This is a genomic window from Paenibacillus sp. V4I7 (assembly GCF_030817275.1).
Classification (GTDB): domain Bacteria; phylum Bacillota; class Bacilli; order Paenibacillales; family NBRC-103111; genus Paenibacillus_E.
The window spans coordinates 7,456,573-7,472,748 of the sequence record NZ_JAUSZD010000002.1 but is presented as its reverse complement, the minus strand read 5'-3'; the positions used below and the strand labels follow the sequence as shown (position 1 = coordinate 7,472,748).

Here is a 16,176-nt window from a genome sequence, read left to right as displayed (position 1 = left end):
GAGTCACCCCTGTGACCCCCTAATTAATATTGCTTACACTTCAAACGAGCTTTTCAACGAGACAATCAGGTTAAACACCAGTTTGTCGCTTGTGGTATGTTTCGGATCTACGTTGAAATAGCCGTGGCGGAAAAATTGGAACTTATCATGCGGCTGCGCTTGCTTCATATTATCTTCCACGAAACCTTGCACAATTTGCAGCGAGTTCGGATTCAAGTTCTCCAAGAACGAAGCATCCTCGTTCTCTTGGTTATCGAGAATCAACGGCTCATACAGGCGGAACTCCGCAGGTACAGCACTCTTTGCATCCACCCAGTGAATCGTTCCTTTGACTTTACGACCGGTAAAGCCGCTGCCGCTTTTCGTTTCCACGTCATAGGTGCAGTGCAGTTCAACCACTTTGCCGTTCTCATCTTTGATGAAATCATTGCACTTGATGAAGTAGGCGTTCTTCAACCGCACTTCGTTGCCGGGAAATAACCGGAAATATTTGTTTGGCGGATTTTCCATGAAATCGTCTTGCTCGATGTAGATCTCGCGGGAGAACGGAATTTGGCGATTGCCCATATCCGGATTCTCTGCGTTGTTCTCCATATCCAGCATTTCGACTTGATCCTCAGGGTAGTTCGTGATCACGACTTTGAGCGGATTCAGAACACCCATCGTACGCATCGCCTTCAACTTCAAATCCTCACGGATAAAATGATCCAGCATCTTCGCATCGACAACGCTATAGCTGCGAGCTACGCCGATTTCGCGAGAGAAATTGCGAATGGATTCAGCCGTAAAGCCTCTGCGGCGCAGACCGGAGATGGTAGGCATCCGCGGATCGTCCCAACCGTCAACGGCTTTCTCGTCGACAAGCTGTTTCAGCTTTCTTTTACTCATCACCGTATTCGTTAGGTTGAGGCGTGCAAATTCATACTGTCTAGGCACATTCGGCATCTCACACTCGCGAATAACCCAATCGTAGAACGGGCGTTGGTCTTCGAACTCGAGCGTACAGATGGAATGCGTAACACCTTCGATGGCATCTTCCAGTGGATGTGCGAAAGCGTACATCGGATAAATGCACCAAGCATCTCCCGTATTATGGTGATGGGCATGCACGACACGGTAAATGATTGGATCGCGCAGGTTGATGTTCGGCGAAGACATATCGATCTTAGCACGAAGAACACGCTCTCCATCTTTAAATTCTCCGGCACGCATACGTTCAAACAAGTCGAGATTCTCTTCGATACTGCGTTCGCGGTAAGGACTGTTCGTACCCGGCTGTGTAAGCGTCCCGCGGGTTTCGCGGATTTCGTCTGCTGTTTGGTTATCCACATACGCCAAACCTTTGCGTATCAGTACCAGTGCGCGGTTGTACATTTCCTCGAAATAATCCGATGCAAAGAACAAGCCATCCCACTGAAAACCAAGCCATGCCACATCGGCTTTAATAGATTCTACATATTCTGTATCTTCCTTAACCGGATTCGTATCATCGAAGCGAAGGTTCGTTAACCCTTTGAATTCATCCGCAAGCTCAAAATTAAGACAGATCGACTTCGCATGTCCTATATGAAGGTAACCGTTCGGCTCCGGGGGAAATCGGGTAATGACCTGACTGACTTTGCCTGATTTCAGATCTTCGTTTACAATGTTCTTAATGAAATTGGATGGAGTGCTTATCGTTGTACTCTTCGTTTCCATATTCGCCCAGCCTTTCTCCCACGGGTTAAAGTTTTATTTTCTATCATACACTAAATCTTACTAAAATATAAAGGAGCCAGCGACATGGAGACATTCGAACATTATTTAGATAAATATGCAGAGCTTGCGATTCGTGTAGGATTAAACGTACAAAAAGACCAAACTGTCGTCATCATGACTCCGATCGCCTGTGCTGACTTCGTGCGCAAGCTAACGAAAAAGGCTTACGACGCTGGCGCCAAAGATGTCGTCATCGACTGGGACGACGATGAAGTGAAGGCGCTGCGCCTCAAGCACGCTCCGGAATCCACGCTTCGCGAGTACCCCATGTGGCGAGCAAGCGGCCTAGAGGAGATGGCGAAGGACGGTGCAGCCTTCCTCCAAATCTACGCGCCTAACTCCGATTTGCTTAAAGATGTAGACCCTGAGCGGGTCGCCATCTCTAGCAAAACTACGGCTACTGCGCGTGAAGGGTTCCTGAAATATTTGCGCAGCAATCAGGTGAACTGGCTGATGGTCTCCTTCCCAACAGCGGAATGGTCGGCTAAGGTATTCCCGGATTTGAGCGAAACCGAGCGCATCAACAAGCTGTGGGAGCAAATTTTCAAACTAACTCGCGTGGATAAAGAAGATCCTGTTGCCGCTTGGAAACAGCATATCGAAACGCTGACAGACAAGCAGAACCTGCTGAACAACAAAAAGTACAAGCAGCTGCATTTCAAAGCTCCTGGTACAGATTTATACATAGAGCTAGCCCCTAAGCATCAATGGGTCGCTGCAGGGAGCGAGTCAGAACGAGGTATTTTCTTCGTGCCGAACATCCCAACCGAAGAGGTATTTACGATGCCTGCACGAAATGGCACGAACGGAACCGTTCGCAGCACCTTGCCTCTCAGCTATCAAGGTTCCCTAATCAATGGCTTCAGCCTGAAATTCGAGAATGGCCGAGTTGTTGAAGCGACCGCTGAGGTGGGTCAAGAAGTGCTGAATAAGATGCTGGACATGGATGAGGGCGCTCGTTACTTGGGTGAAGTGGCACTTGTGCCTTATGACTCCCCCATTTCACAGTCAGGACTCATTTACTTCAACACCTTATTCGACGAAAATGCTTCCTGTCACGTAGCCCTCGGTAATTCATATCCGTTCACGATTGAAGGCGGAACGACGATGAGCCCTGAGGAGTTAACCCAGAATGGTTACAATAAAAGCTTAATCCACGTTGACTTCATGATCGGCGCAGCTGACATGGAGATCGATGGCATTCTGGCAGATGGAAGCCGCGAACCTTTGTTCCGCAAAGGAAACTGGGCATAAGAACGGCACCGCAGGACTTAATAAAAAGACCGCCACAACATGGAACAATATTCTCCGTGAGATGGCGGTCTTTTTTTAACGTAACTTGCCAGGCAGCGTTTTGACAATCGAGGAGTCCTTTAAAATCCATTTTCCCTTTTTCCATTTCCAAACGGAGAGGGCGTATCCAAGTGTATCTGCATTCGCAATACCTGTGATTCGCTGAATACCCCTCAGCTCACAGTACCCATCCCGATCTACATCCATCGGCTTCAGAGCGCCATAATCATTGACATTCACAATAATGGGCTTAACTACCATGCCATTTTTGTACACACCGAATTTATCATAATCGTCCTTGCGGTCTTTGAGATCAATTTTGAATGACTTCCCTGTCTCTTCTAGTTTCAGCTGTACCACATAGTTTTTCTTAAAGGTAGCCTTTACACGAAGGGGACTAGGCAGCGGGATCGCAGTCGGAACATTATTTTTCAGAGAGTAAATATAGTAGTAGGATAGCCCCCCACTGCCCCCTGTTTCGGCGGATACATATATTTGAGGCAGCTTGTCCTGAATAAAGTCACAAAAATCCATCTGGGGGTTATATCCACCTTCAAGCGGGATGACCACTTGGGTCTGAACCGGTCCTACAACGGTAATAAATAGCTTATCATAGTACGGGCTGCTATTATCCGACTTCATCCCTATCAGGGATACCGTATCTGGTTTGCCTTCACCAGTGACATCAATTTCACGCGTTTGTATAAGTTCGCCTTGCTGTGCAGTTTGTGGCGGCGGTGTTGGCGGTAACTCTTCAGCGGACACGGGTCCACCTCTCCATACGGATGTGCTGCTCAATAGCAAACTAATTACTGCTGTGTGTAGGACGATTTTAACGTATTTTCTAAACATGTAATCCGACTCCTAATATAGGGATCTTTGAGCGTAGCTCAAAGTCTCTCCGCTTTGAGATTTGAATTCGGCTTATTATTTCAAAATTTTCCATCGGGTATGCGGAACTCCACAAAGGGAATTCTTTCTCTGAAATCGAATGTTAAAGTTAACATATATGAATCGATGAGGTGCTTTTCTTGAAAATTGATCGTCTGCTTGCCATTACCATGCTGCTTCTCAATCGAAGAAGAATTAGCGCTAAAGAGCTTTCGGAGCGTTTTGAAGTGTCTTTACGTACGGTTTACCGAGACGTTGAGGCCATTAACCAAGCTGGCGTTCCTGTCGTTTCTTATGCAGGGATGAGCGGTGGCTACGAAATTATGGACCAATATCGGCTGGATCGCCAATTTCTGTCCCTTGATGAACTCCAATCTATTATTGTAGGCCTTAAAGGAATCCGCTCTACCGTCGGCGACCAAGAGATCAGCAACCTTCTTGATAAAGTCGGTGCTCTCGTGGCGAAATCGGAACAAAACACCGTCGCTAACCTAAACAATCAACTTATTATAGATATGAATCCTTGGCGTGGCAGCAATCAGGACAAAGAGAAGCTGAGTACCCTGCGCACTTCAATTAAGGAATCCAAGCTGATTTCCTTTCAATATATTACTTCCCAAAGTGAGCAGTCTGTGCGAACTGTAGAACCTATGGGCATTGTGGTCAAAGGCTTTGGCTGGTATCTGTACGGCTACTGCCTGCTGCGTCAAGATTTTCGCGTCTTCCGATTATCTCGTATGAAAGAGATTGAAGTGCTTCAGAGAACCTTTGAACGTAAAGAAGGAACCTTAGAACAGCTAGATCATACCTGGGGCAAAAGAGACCCCTCCTCGCTCATTAAACTCGTGCTGCATGCGCAGCCGAACGTTCGCGCTCAAGTAGAGGATTATTTCCGTCCTGAGCAAATTATCGTTCAAGCTGACGGCTCTTTGATGATTACCGCCACTCAACCGGATGAACCATGGCTGCATGGCATGCTTCTTAGCTATGGTCCCAGCCTGCGTATTCTCGAGCCGGTCCATATTGCAGCCATCATCAAAGATAAAGCTGAAAAAATTGTTCAACTCTATGCAAATGAACACTGACAGGACGTTGTCAGTGGTGGTTGTCTATAATGAGGTTATGAAGTAGGCGAAACCAATTTATGAATGCTTACTATGCCGGTTTTTCTGGCGAAAAACGCAAGCTTATGCTTACGACGTCAGTTTTTCTGGCGAAAAACTCTAAGGAGGCTCACCCATGTTTAGAACAATCGAAGATTTTGTAAATGAATGGAACAATGAAGCAAAAGCTACCCAGCGCGTAATGGACACTTTGACAGATGCTTCACTTAAACAGCAAATTGCGCCCGACTTCCGCTCTCTAGGACAATTGGGTTGGCATATCGCCACTACCATTCACGAAATGATCTCACGTACTGGTCTTACATTCGATGCTCCCGAAGGCGAAGAACACGCGCCAGCATCCGCCAAGACAATTGCCGACACCTACCGCTCCTCCTCAGCCGGGCTAGCCGAAGCTATCCAGGCCCAGTGGACGGATGCTAAACTCGCTGAAAGCACCGATATGTATGGCGAACTGTGGCCCAATGGCCTAACGCTGCGTATGCTTATTTCGCATGAAATTCACCATCGTGGTGAAATGATCGTCTTGATGCGTCAAGCCGGACTTCGAGTCCCGGACATTTACGGTCCGACTCGCGAGGACTGGTTGGAGCGCGGCATGCAGCCGTTGGTGTGATTTTTAGTAGATCAATAGTTATGAAGTCGTTGAGAACGAGCTAGTCAGTGGAATAGCATGAAAGAACATGAAAGAGCTTGGAAGAACTCGAAAGAACTTGAAAGAACTTGAAAGAACTTGAAAGAGAATGAAAGAGCTTGGAAGAACTCGAAACAGCTCGAAAAAGATGAAAGAGCACATCCGTGTGCTCTTTTTGGCTTTTTAGGGATTGTATATATTTTGAACGTCATTCGATGGGAATTTCCTTAAACGCCAATTTTACTCAATAAACAGTGAATTCCATTGTATACTTTACAACAGAAGCTCCTGCAGCTTCCTCTCTCTCGGATACCACTGTATTTGTTACAACAGAATTTAATGATAACCCCTCAAACAATACAAGGCATACGCTATGAGCTATTCCAAAAAAAGGAGGCGAACCGATGCAAAATCAAAGGGTTATCGTAACGGGCGCTAACTCAGGAATGGGCCTGGCTACCACCGTGGCGCTAGCCAGCCAAGGCGCCAATGTCATCATGCTATGCCGCAACCGCCAAAGAGGCGAGCAGGCACTGATCGAGGCGCGGAAGCAGAGCGGCTCGGAGCGCATCGAGCTTATGCTGTGCGACCTCGGCTCCCTTGCGAGCATCCGTTCCTTCGCCGCGGAATTCCATGCCAAGCACAGTGTGCTGGATGTGCTTGTGAACAACGCGGGGGTCATCACCGTGAAGCGGCAGACTACAGCAGACGGCTTCGAGGCGATGATGGGTATCAACCATCTCGGCCACTTCCTGCTGACCAACCTGCTGCTGGACGCTATCGTCAGCTCCCCGCAGGGGCGGGTCGTGAACGTCTCCTCCGGCGCCCATAAAATCGGGCGCATTGATTTAACCAACCCTCACCTCACCCGAGGGTATCGTGTCTGGAGCGGATACGCCCAGTCGAAGCTGGTGAATATCCTGTTTACCCGCGAGCTGGCGAAGCGGCTCGCAGGCACTTCCGTCACGGCCAACTCCCTGCACCCCGGGGCCGTCAGCACGAACTTCGGTGTCGATCGCGGCACCGGGTTTGGCAAGGCCGTGCATGCGATGCTGCGGCCATTCTTCTTGACGCCGGCGCAAGGCGCCGAGACGGCGGTGTATTTGGCCACGAGCCCGGATGTACGAACGGTCAGCGGCGAGTACTACTACAGGCGGAAGATCGCGCCTGTCTCAGCCAGAGCCCAAGACGAGGAGCTAGCTCGTCAGTTTTGGACTTGGAGCGAACGCCAAGTAGGATTAACACCAACAAAAGAGTAGGCATTGGAATCCCCTCAAGAATCCCTTCAGTCTTACCATCCAGCATGGATAAAAATTGGAAAACAAGGAAACATTATACGAGCATTTACCCTCATTTTCGGAGTGTGACGTGAATTGGACTTCTTTCATAGCCAAGAATCTCTAACCACGATCCAGTGGATATTGCGCGCTGTGGTAGGCTATCTCTTCTTATTAATTGCGGCCAAAGCTTTGGGGCAGCGCTCCATCTCCCAATTGCGTTTTCTGGATTTCATAATTGCTCTCATTCTAGGAAATATTATTGCCCACCCGCTCTCGGACGAGAAATTAGCATTAACTGGCTCCATGATCACCACGATTGTACTCATAGTCCTATATCTGACAACCTCCTGGCTTAGTCTAAAGTGGAAATTCCTTAAGCATTATTTAGACCCGCCACCTCTTAGGTTAATTAAAAATGGACAGATTCAAATGAAAAATCTGCGCAAAGCCAAAATTTCCGTTGATCACCTATTCTCTGAACTACGCAAGCAGCAGATTGAGGATATAACCAAAGTCGCACTTTCGCTGTGGGAGCCAGGAGGAATCATTTCCGTGTTCCTCGAGCCTCAGTATCAACCTGTCACCGCAAAAGATATGAACATACCAACATCGTCGTTCTCTCTCGTGAAGCCGATTATTGTTGAAGGTTCCAGCGATGATAAATTGCTTGCTCAGCTGGGAAAAGACCACGCATGGCTGGAAGCTCAGATTCAGGCAATACATCTCGATATGAAGGATGTTGACCTAGCTACCATAGATGATCAAGATCAAATACGTGTATATACCAATTTAGATACCAATGAGAAAACCTCTATCGAGGCCAATCAAAGATGAGCGACCGCGTTTAGATGTAGGTTTTATCGCCAATAAGAAAGCGGTTTTCGGGTACCGAAAATTATACTTTCTTATGTGGTAAAAAAGACGAGCAAACGCTGTCCTGACAGCCTCTGTTCGTCTTTTTGGCTTTTAGATGAGAAAGCGTTGGATCTATCCATTATTTATCCCTTAATTTGGAATTTAAAACTATACGACATTCGCAATTTATGTTATTATTTAATTACGTAATTACGTAAATAAATAATTTAGATGAGGTGATCCTTTTGACCACAATACGGGATTATGGTACCGAGCTAGATGCGTTGCAGGCACAGATGAATGATCTTCAGCAGCTTGTCAGGCAATTGATTCCTAACCAAGATGAGAATAACAAAGTGTTTACTGAGAACAAAAGTTCAGCAGCTGAGCTTGGGAGTGTATTTTACTCCGGACAATATCGGGGAGATCAGGCTAGCTTCCGGTGGGAGCCCCAAGAAAAGCATGTCCGTCAGTTAATCCAACTGGACGGCGATAAAGCAGCCAAAATTTTGGGCGCTCTTGCTCATAAGCAGCGACTTGATATTTTAAGATCCGTCTTGCAAGAACCTCTTACCGGACCGGATCTGGTAGAACGACTGAACATGGGGACAACGGGACAACTCTACCATCACATCAAGGCATTAGTAGGTGCGGACCTTCTCGTTCAAGAAGAGAGAGGCGGCAAGTATACCATTCCAGGCCCCCGTGCGCTTCCACTTTTATTACTGCTGGCGGCGGCTTCTGACCTCATGGATACTAGTGACTATTTAGCGATGACTGAGGCAAGGACGAATGCGCATGCTTATTTGGGCGGAGCACAAGAAGTATATGATCCTCACTTACTGCTATGGGCTGTTGTTGAGAACTGCATTCTGGAGCATCTGCATGGCACCTGCAGCGAGGTTAGCCTCTTTTTACATGCGGATAGCAGCATCACAGTTGCAGACAATGGACGTGGTATCCCCGTTCAAGCGCTTCCTGGTAGTGAACACCCACGTGTTCAGACTGTTCTTACAGACATGAGCCGACTAAGCACAAGTGCTACATTTTTTGCACCCGGCAGTGAAAAGGGCATCAGCATGCCCGTCGTCAACGCGCTATCACTCAAGCTTTCCGTTGAGATCAGACGCGACAGCCGAGTGTTCCAACAGCACTATAAGCATGGGATTCCGCAAAGCGAGCTCCAAACCGTAGGCTTGACCAAGGAAACCGGAACGAGTGTTACCTTCCTGCCAGATCGCGATATTTTTAGTAAATCATTTGAGCTAAGCATGCTTGAGAAACAAGCCGAAGATCTTGCCGTTTTGTATCCAAAGCTAAATATTCATGTGTATAGTGATCTTGCTTAAATAACCTCCACCCCGACACCCAGCTCTCGCCAACGATCAAAAAAGTCTGGGCATGTCTTCGAAACACAGCCCGGATCCGCAATCCTGACGCCATCTACCCTTGCGCCGATCAGCGAAAGCGCCATCGCCATCCGATGGTCGTCGTGGGGGTCGAGCAGCGCGGGTTGCGGCTCCCCTGGGTACACCGTTAACCCATCTGCATGTTCCTCCACCTGAATGCCAAGTTTGCCAAGTTCCTCACACATCGCCGCAATGCGGTCGCACTCGTGATGTCTGATATGCGCAGCATCCGTCAGTGTAATAGGACCATCCGCGAATGGGGCCAGTGCAGCTAGTGTAAGCGTCTGATCCGACCAACGCTGCATACTTACCGTGAAACCGCCTTTAAGACGGTTTGTACCCCGAACTTCAATGTAATGTTCACCATGTGTCACCGAACAGCCCATTTTCTCCAATACAGACAATAGCTCTATATCCGGTTGTCGTGTCTGCGCGGAAATTCCCTCAATACGTACACGTCCATTCGTCAGGGCAGCGAGAGCCCAGAAGTAACCGCAAGTTGATACATCGGGCTCCAGCATGAATGTACGTGCTTCATAAACACTCGGCTGAATCGTAATCGCTTGCCCATCCTCATGAACCTCTGGCCTCACACCGAACGCCCACATCATATCCAATGTCATCTCGACGTAGTCCCGCTGCACAATTTGATCAGCGATCTGAATGGTTAGAGTTTCTTTGGCATAAGGAGCTGCGAGCAGCAAGCCACTAATAAACTGACTGGAAACCGCTCCGGAAACCGTTACTTCTCCTCCGTTAAGGCCGTCCGCATGAAGTGTCAGCGGTACACATCCAGGATTGCCCTTATATCGGATATCCGCTCCCAAACTGGATAACGCATCCAATAAAGGCGCAAGAGGCCTTTCGGTCATACGCTTACTGCCATCAAGTGTCCACTCCCCACGACCAACTGCAAGCGCCCCAGGTAAAAAGCGTGCAACCGTACCCGCAGCTCCCACATACAAATCCGCTTTCGAGACAGACCAATGTCCTTCATTTCCCTTGATCGTAACTGTATCCCCATCCATCTCAATTTCAGTTCCCAGCTCTCTGAGCGCGTTCATACACCAATAGGAATCATCGCTTTGTAAAATACCCTGCAGTTTAGTAGTCCCCTTCGCTAGAGCCGCAATAAGAAGTGCGCGGTTCGTGAAACTTTTGCTGCCCGGTATCTTGATAGTCGCATCTACCGCTCCATGAAGCGGAGACAACCGTACCTCCTGTCCTTCCAGATGCTGCGACCATGGAGATCTAGCCCTCCGATCTGGCTCGTGTTTCGTTGAATTTTGCATCTCATCCACCCTCTCCAATTGTGCGTATCCTTTAAGCCAATTATAATGGGAGGCAGAGGCATAGATGAAATCACCAAATAAGCACCTTCCCATAAAGGAGCTCTATATCATGATCCATTTAGAATGGTACCGAATTTTCCTACATGCCGCCAAAGCAGGCAATTTAACCAAAGCAGCTGGGGAGCTTTACATTACCCAACCATCCGTCAGCTATGCGATTAAACAAATGGAACAGGCTTTATCCATGAAGCTTTTTCATCGGCAATCCAAGGGTGTGGAGCTAACAACTGAGGGGAAGCAATTACTGCTTTATGTGGAGCAATCTTTTGCGCTTTTGGAGGCTGGAGAGAAAAAAATGTCCGCACTCAAGCACCTCACAGGAGGCGAACTTCGTGTCGGAGCGAGTGATTCGTTATTCAAGCACTTCTTGTTCCCTTATTTGGATACCTTTCATAAACAATATCCCGATGTCCGCATCCGCCTTTCTCACGGCAAAACATCCGAGATTACAGCTCGAGTCAAAGAGGGCAGCATCGATTTCGGACTTATTCATTTGCCAATTGCCGATGATCCTCATCTCGATGTCCAAGCGATCATGACCCTCCAAGACTGCTTTGTGGGCGGTGAAGCCTATCGTGATCAAGATGACCACTCACTTTCCGCGCAGGATATCAGCCAATTCCCCTTACTGCTCCTATCTCCCGGAAGCAGCACTAGGCGCTTCATTGAGCAATGGTTTGCATCCCAAGATGTCACGATCGAAGCCGACATCGAGCTCGGCAGCATTGATCTGCTTATCGAATTCGCCAAGCTAGGCTTTGGTGTTGCTTTCGTCCCTCGGTCTTACGTCGTAAAAGAATTGGCTGAAGGTAATCTGCATGAGCTAAAAACTACAAAAGCCATCCCTGCCCGCAGCATCGGAATCACGACCCGTCGAGATATGACGTCGTCTGTTGCGGCAGCTAAATTTCTTGAGATGCTTTCGTCTTAATTACATAAAAAAATTACATAAAACGCTTCTCGATTTTTTTGCTAATCACGAGTGAGATCACAATAAATAAAGCCACATAGATCAACTCATATGGATTCTCAATGAATCGCTTAGGATCGTGTCCGATGAAGCTAACCGACAGCACCATGACCGCTTTTCCCGCCGCAACCGCAACCAAAAAAGAACGAAACTTCATGCCTACCAGCCCAGCTGCCATATTTATCACAACGAAAGGTCCTACCGGAAAAAGACTGAGTATAAACACATAGTTGAAGGCCTGACGGCGCGCCCAGAGGAGACTTTTTTGGACTTTGGGCTTTTGTGCCCAACGCTCTAGATAAGGATGGCCGGCTACTTTTTTGACGATAGCAAAAGTCACCAAGCACCCGCACACAATACCTATCCAAGAGTAAAGAAAACCAAGCCATAGCCCATATACAGCTGCATTTACACTAATAATGACAAGTGTAGGAAGCGGCGGAACGAATGATTTCATGAAAGGTAAAAGAAGGCCGGGCAAGGGGCCGAGTGATCGATACTTGTCCAGGATCATCGCCAAATTTTCTTCCGTGAGGTAGGACAAGAGTTCTGTTATACCCATATGTATGTACACCTACTCGCTTAACAATTAGTTGAAGACAAGGATAAACGTTCGAATTAAAGAAGGATAAAGGCTTACGCTGTCCATAAGGATGAGTTCGCTTGTCAAAGCTGATGCGAAGCAGCGAAGTTGCTAACTTATAAATTCGATTCAACTGAAAAAAAGAACCTCTTAGGCATAATAGCACATGGAGGTTCTGGTTGCTTATTTTTAAGTTAAAAATACGAAATTGACACATGAAGGATTTCGCCTGCGGATGCTCTACATTAGCCACAAAATTGTGCAAAACCACTAACTTGTCTGCTCTCAGCAGATGAGAAGTCTTTTTCAGACGTCTCGCGCCACTTTCGCTCCATTCGAGCCTCCGAGACAGCCTTTTCTGCCTTCTCAGGCTGCAAAACCACTAACTTGTCTGCTCTCAGCAACTGAAAGGTTCTTCTCAGACGTCTGCCGGGAAGTGGCCAAATTGTTGTATTTTTTGCAACGATGCACCTAATTCCTCAGAGCCAGTATTGCTCCAAATTGTTATACAAAATGCAGCATTACTTGCCCATTAGTGGGCTTTGACCGACTCGTGGAGCTAACAATGAGTTACTGGCGGAAAAAAGTAGCAGTGGAGCAAATGGTGGAAATGCTAAACAACTGAAACAGCTAGAACAGCTGGCGCCGCTGGAGCTTACGCCTCCAGCGGGTTCACCGCTTCATGGAGCAGCTGCTCCAGCTCAGCGGTGTAAGCCTCCAACTGCGCTTCGTCCCAGCCGAAACGCTCCGTCATGAAGGCGATCGCAGGCGCCTTCCACTGCTTTGCCCACGCAATGTCGAAGAAGAGGGCACCCGTGCGGCGGATGAAGAAATCCGCCGGCTTCACGACCATCTCGCGTTCGATCGCGTACACGAGCGCAGCGAGTACAGCGGCGGGCATGCCCCGCTGCGCCGCCTCAGCCCGGTGCTGCTCCAGCAGCTCGAATACGGCATCCACGTTGGAGCCGTACCTGTGCGCGAGCAGCGCAGCCTCTGCCTCAGTCAGCCCCAGCCGCAGGCCTTGGCTGACCTTGCCTCGCAAGAACGGCGCCAGCTTCGCGGAGCCGCCCACATCGCCGCCGGAGATCGGCAGCGTCCGGGTACGGCTCGCCGGCAGCGCCGCCGAGACCTTGCCCTCCGCCAGCAGCATGGCGGCGATCTTGTCCACGACCGACTCCGCCATTTTGCGGTAGCCGGTCAGCTTGCCCCCGGCCATCGAGATAAGGCCGGAGTCCGACACGAAGATTTCATCGCGTCGCGAAATCTCAGAAGGATCCTTGCCCTCTTGATGAATCAGAGGGCGCAGCCCGGTCCAGCTCGATTCTACGTCCGCTTCCGTCAACCCGAGGGACGGAAACATCTCGTTCGCGGCACGCAGCACATAGGTGCGATCCGCTTCGGTAATACGGGGATTCGAGATATCCCCTTTGTAATTCGTGTCGGTCGTCCCGATGTAGGTTTTGCCGTCCCGCGGAATGGCAAACACCATCCGCCCGTCCGGCGTATCAAAATAAATCGCCTGCCGCAGCGGGAACTTGCTCTGATCGAATACCAGATGCACCCCTTTGGTCAGATGCAGCGTCTTACCATGCTTTGAGCGGTCCATCTCGCGCAGCGTATCGACCCACGGCCCGGCCGCATTAACAACCTTACTTGCGTAAAGCGAGTAAGATACCCCACTGCCGCCAATCTGATCTACCACAAGCACACCAACCAGCTTGCCATTCTCCACCAGCAGCTCTTCAACCTTAGCGTAATTCACCGCCAGAGCCCCCAGCTCAACAGCCTTTTTCATGACTTCAATCGTTAAACGCGCATCATCTGTGCGGTATTCCACATAGTAGCCGCCGCCTTTGAGATCCTTCTTCTTCAAAAGAGGCTCATGAGCTAGGGTTTCCTCTGGGCGAAACATCTTGCGGCGCTCCGATCTTTTGACACCCGCCAAGAAATCATAAACCCGCAGACCCAGCGAGGTTGACAGCTTCCCGAACGTGCCCCCTTTATAGAAAGGCAGCAGCATCCACTCCGGCGTCGTCACATGCGGCCCATTTTCATACACAATCGCACGCTCTTTACCAACCTCAGCAACAACCTTCACATCTAGCTGTTTGAGATAGCGCAGCCCGCCGTGAACCAGCTTTGTCGAACGGCTCGACGTCCCCGCGGCGAAATCCTGCATATCAATCAACGCGGTGCGAAGCCCTCTGCTTTGTGCATCCAGCGCAATACCCGCTCCCGTAATCCCACCTCCAATTACGATCAAATCAAGTGTTTGCTTCGACATGGCCTGCAGCATTTCTGTTCTTTTCAGCGCATTAAACCCCTGTTGTTGCCCTATATCATTGGTTTGCTTAAGTTCCTTCGTCATCTCAATCTCTCCCTCGCGGATATAAAATAAAAAAACCACAACATACCTAACACGTTTACACGTATAGGCCGCTGTGGCTTCTCCTAGTCTCCAACCGAATATTAACTTGTTATTAGTATATCATTGCACACGCTTATTTAAAAGCCATTGCGGCATTTACTGCTTTTTTCCAACCGTCATACAAACTCTCTTGAAGCTCAGCTTCCATTTCCCGTTCAAAAGCCTTATCCACCTGCCACTGCGCCGCAATCTCCGCTTGATCCTTCCAAAAGCCTACAGCCAGACCCGCCAGAAAAGCCGCGCCAAGCGCTGTCGTCTCACTAATCATCGGACGTTCCACCGTGACACCCAGCATGTCACTTTGGAACTGCATAAGGAAGTCGTTCTTCACAGCACCACCATCCACCCGCAGTTTCCTAAGCTGAATGCCGGAATCATCCTCCATCGCCTGCAGCACATCCTTGGTCTGATAGGCAAGTGATTCGAGCGTTGCCCGAATGAAATGCTCCTTCGACGTCCCCCTAGTAAGCCCGAAAACCGCGCCCCGAACGTCGCTGTCCCAATATGGCGTACCTAGTCCGACAAACGCTGGCACCACATACACACCATCTGTTGATGCAACACGCTTCGCGTACTCTTCACTATCCTTCGCCGATTTAATCATCCGCAGTCCGTCCCGCAGCCACTGAATCGCCGATCCTGCCACGAAAATACTGCCTTCCAGCGCGTACTCCACTTTCCCATTCAATCCCCAAGCAATGGTGGTCAAAAGTCCGCTGCACGATGGAATCGCATGATTGCCGGTATTCATCAACATAAAACATCCTGTGCCATACGTATTTTTGGCCATCCCTTTTTCAAAACAAGCTTGCCCGAACAGAGCCGCCTGCTGATCCCCTGCCGCACCCGCAATTGGAATCGCTGAACCGAAAAAGAAGCTTTCATGCGTATAACCATACACCTCAGAAGAGGAGCGAACTTCCGGCAGCATGGAAGCTGGGATGTCCAAATGCCCCAGCAGCTCTTCATCCCACTTCAGCTCGTGAATGTTATAGATGAGTGTGCGCGAAGCGTTCGAATAGTCCGTCACATGCGCTTTCCCGCCTGTCAGTTTCCAGATCAGCCACGTATCCATCGTGCCAAAAAGCAAATCCCCACGTTCCGCCTTCTCTCTGGCACCGTCAACGTGATCGAGAATCCATTTAATTTTGGTCCCCGAAAAATACGCATCAATCAGCAGCCCGGTGCGCTTCCGAAACAGGTCACTAAGTCCCTGCGCTTTCAGCGCTTCACAAATATCTGCTGTCTGCCTCGACTGCCATACAATCGCATGATACACAGGCATCCCTGTGTGCCGATCCCAGACAACCGCTGTTTCCCGTTGGTTAGTGATGCCAATTCCCGCGATCTCTGCAGGCTGCACCCCAGACTCCGACAAAACCGCCGCAATGACGCCCTGAATCGACATCCAAATTTCGTTCGCATCATGCTCTACCCAGCCCGGCTTCGGAAAATACTGCTTAAACTCCTTCTGGGCTGTATGCACAATACTCCCTTTTTCATTAAATAAAATAGCTCTAGAGCTTGTTGTTCCCTGATCGAGGGAAAGGATATAAGAAGGTTTTGTCCCCGTAGTTGCCATTGCCTTACCTCCAAATG

Annotated in this window: 13 protein-coding genes; 7 read left to right on the top strand and 6 right to left on the bottom strand. The window is 49.1% G+C overall.

The window, feature by feature from the left end:
• Positions 1-33: 33 nt before the first annotated feature.
• The gene (locus QFZ80_RS34940; RefSeq protein WP_307550695.1) at positions 34-1,698 is read right to left on the bottom strand and encodes a glutamine--tRNA ligase/YqeY domain fusion protein; all 1,665 of its coding nucleotides are present in this window, start codon (positions 1,696-1,698) and stop codon (positions 34-36) included.
• 84 nt (positions 1,699-1,782) lie between these two features.
• Here QFZ80_RS34940 and QFZ80_RS34935 point away from each other — a divergent pair, with 84 nt between their 5' ends.
• Complete coding sequence (locus QFZ80_RS34935) at positions 1,783-3,012, top strand: aminopeptidase (RefSeq protein WP_307550697.1); 1,230 nt, start codon at positions 1,783-1,785, stop codon at positions 3,010-3,012.
• A gap of 75 nt (positions 3,013-3,087) precedes the next feature.
• On the opposite strand, the gene QFZ80_RS34930 is transcribed toward QFZ80_RS34935, so the two are convergent.
• A complete protein-coding gene (locus QFZ80_RS34930; protein WP_307550699.1) occupies positions 3,088-3,903 on the bottom strand; it encodes a hypothetical protein in 816 nt (271 codons plus the stop codon).
• A 179-nt stretch (positions 3,904-4,082) separates the two neighbouring features.
• On the opposite strand from QFZ80_RS34930, the gene QFZ80_RS34925 reads away from it, so the two are divergent.
• From QFZ80_RS34925 to QFZ80_RS34905, 5 genes are all read left to right on the top strand, one after another.
• On the top strand, positions 4,083-5,027 hold the full coding sequence (locus QFZ80_RS34925; RefSeq protein WP_307550701.1) for a helix-turn-helix transcriptional regulator: 945 nt from the start codon (positions 4,083-4,085) through the stop codon (positions 5,025-5,027).
• Positions 5,028-5,181: 154 nt separating this feature from the next.
• Positions 5,182-5,682 (top strand): DinB family protein, encoded by a 501-nt coding sequence (locus QFZ80_RS34920; protein WP_307550703.1) that lies wholly within the window; start codon positions 5,182-5,184, stop codon positions 5,680-5,682.
• Positions 5,683-6,104: 422 nt separating this feature from the next.
• A complete protein-coding gene (locus QFZ80_RS34915) occupies positions 6,105-6,959 on the top strand; it encodes an SDR family oxidoreductase (protein WP_307550704.1) in 855 nt (284 codons plus the stop codon).
• A gap of 114 nt (positions 6,960-7,073) precedes the next feature.
• Positions 7,074-7,814 (top strand): DUF421 domain-containing protein, encoded by a 741-nt coding sequence (locus QFZ80_RS34910; protein ID WP_307550706.1) that lies wholly within the window; start codon positions 7,074-7,076, stop codon positions 7,812-7,814.
• Positions 7,815-8,131: 317 nt separating this feature from the next.
• Entirely contained in the window at positions 8,132-9,184 is a 1,053-nt protein-coding gene (locus QFZ80_RS34905) for an ATP-binding protein (RefSeq protein WP_373460451.1), read from the top strand.
• Here QFZ80_RS34905 and aroA read toward each other — a convergent pair.
• On the bottom strand, positions 9,181-10,536 hold the full coding sequence (gene aroA, locus QFZ80_RS34900; protein WP_307550710.1) for a 3-phosphoshikimate 1-carboxyvinyltransferase: 1,356 nt from the start codon (positions 10,534-10,536) through the stop codon (positions 9,181-9,183). The two genes, QFZ80_RS34905 and aroA, sit on opposite strands and share 4 nt — an antisense overlap.
• Positions 10,537-10,645: 109 nt before the next feature.
• Between aroA and QFZ80_RS34895 the strand changes: the two genes are divergently transcribed.
• Positions 10,646-11,527: a LysR family transcriptional regulator gene (locus QFZ80_RS34895; RefSeq protein WP_307550712.1), complete on the top strand. Its 882-nt coding sequence runs from the start codon at positions 10,646-10,648 to the stop codon at positions 11,525-11,527.
• A 13-nt stretch (positions 11,528-11,540) separates the two neighbouring features.
• Here QFZ80_RS34895 and QFZ80_RS34890 read toward each other — a convergent pair whose 3' ends face one another.
• The 3 genes from QFZ80_RS34890 to glpK all read right to left on the bottom strand — a co-directional run bounded on the left by QFZ80_RS34890 (position 11,541) and on the right by glpK (position 16,159).
• Complete coding sequence (locus QFZ80_RS34890; RefSeq protein ID WP_307550714.1) at positions 11,541-12,128, bottom strand: TVP38/TMEM64 family protein; 588 nt, start codon at positions 12,126-12,128, stop codon at positions 11,541-11,543.
• A 676-nt stretch (positions 12,129-12,804) separates the two neighbouring features.
• Entirely contained in the window at positions 12,805-14,517 is a 1,713-nt protein-coding gene (locus QFZ80_RS34885; RefSeq protein ID WP_373460302.1) for a glycerol-3-phosphate dehydrogenase/oxidase, read from the bottom strand.
• Positions 14,518-14,650: 133 nt separating this feature from the next.
• Positions 14,651-16,159, bottom strand: coding sequence for a glycerol kinase GlpK (glpK, locus tag QFZ80_RS34880; RefSeq protein ID WP_307563300.1), 1,509 nt, complete (start codon positions 16,157-16,159; stop codon positions 14,651-14,653).
• Between the last annotated feature and the right edge of the window lie 17 nt (positions 16,160-16,176).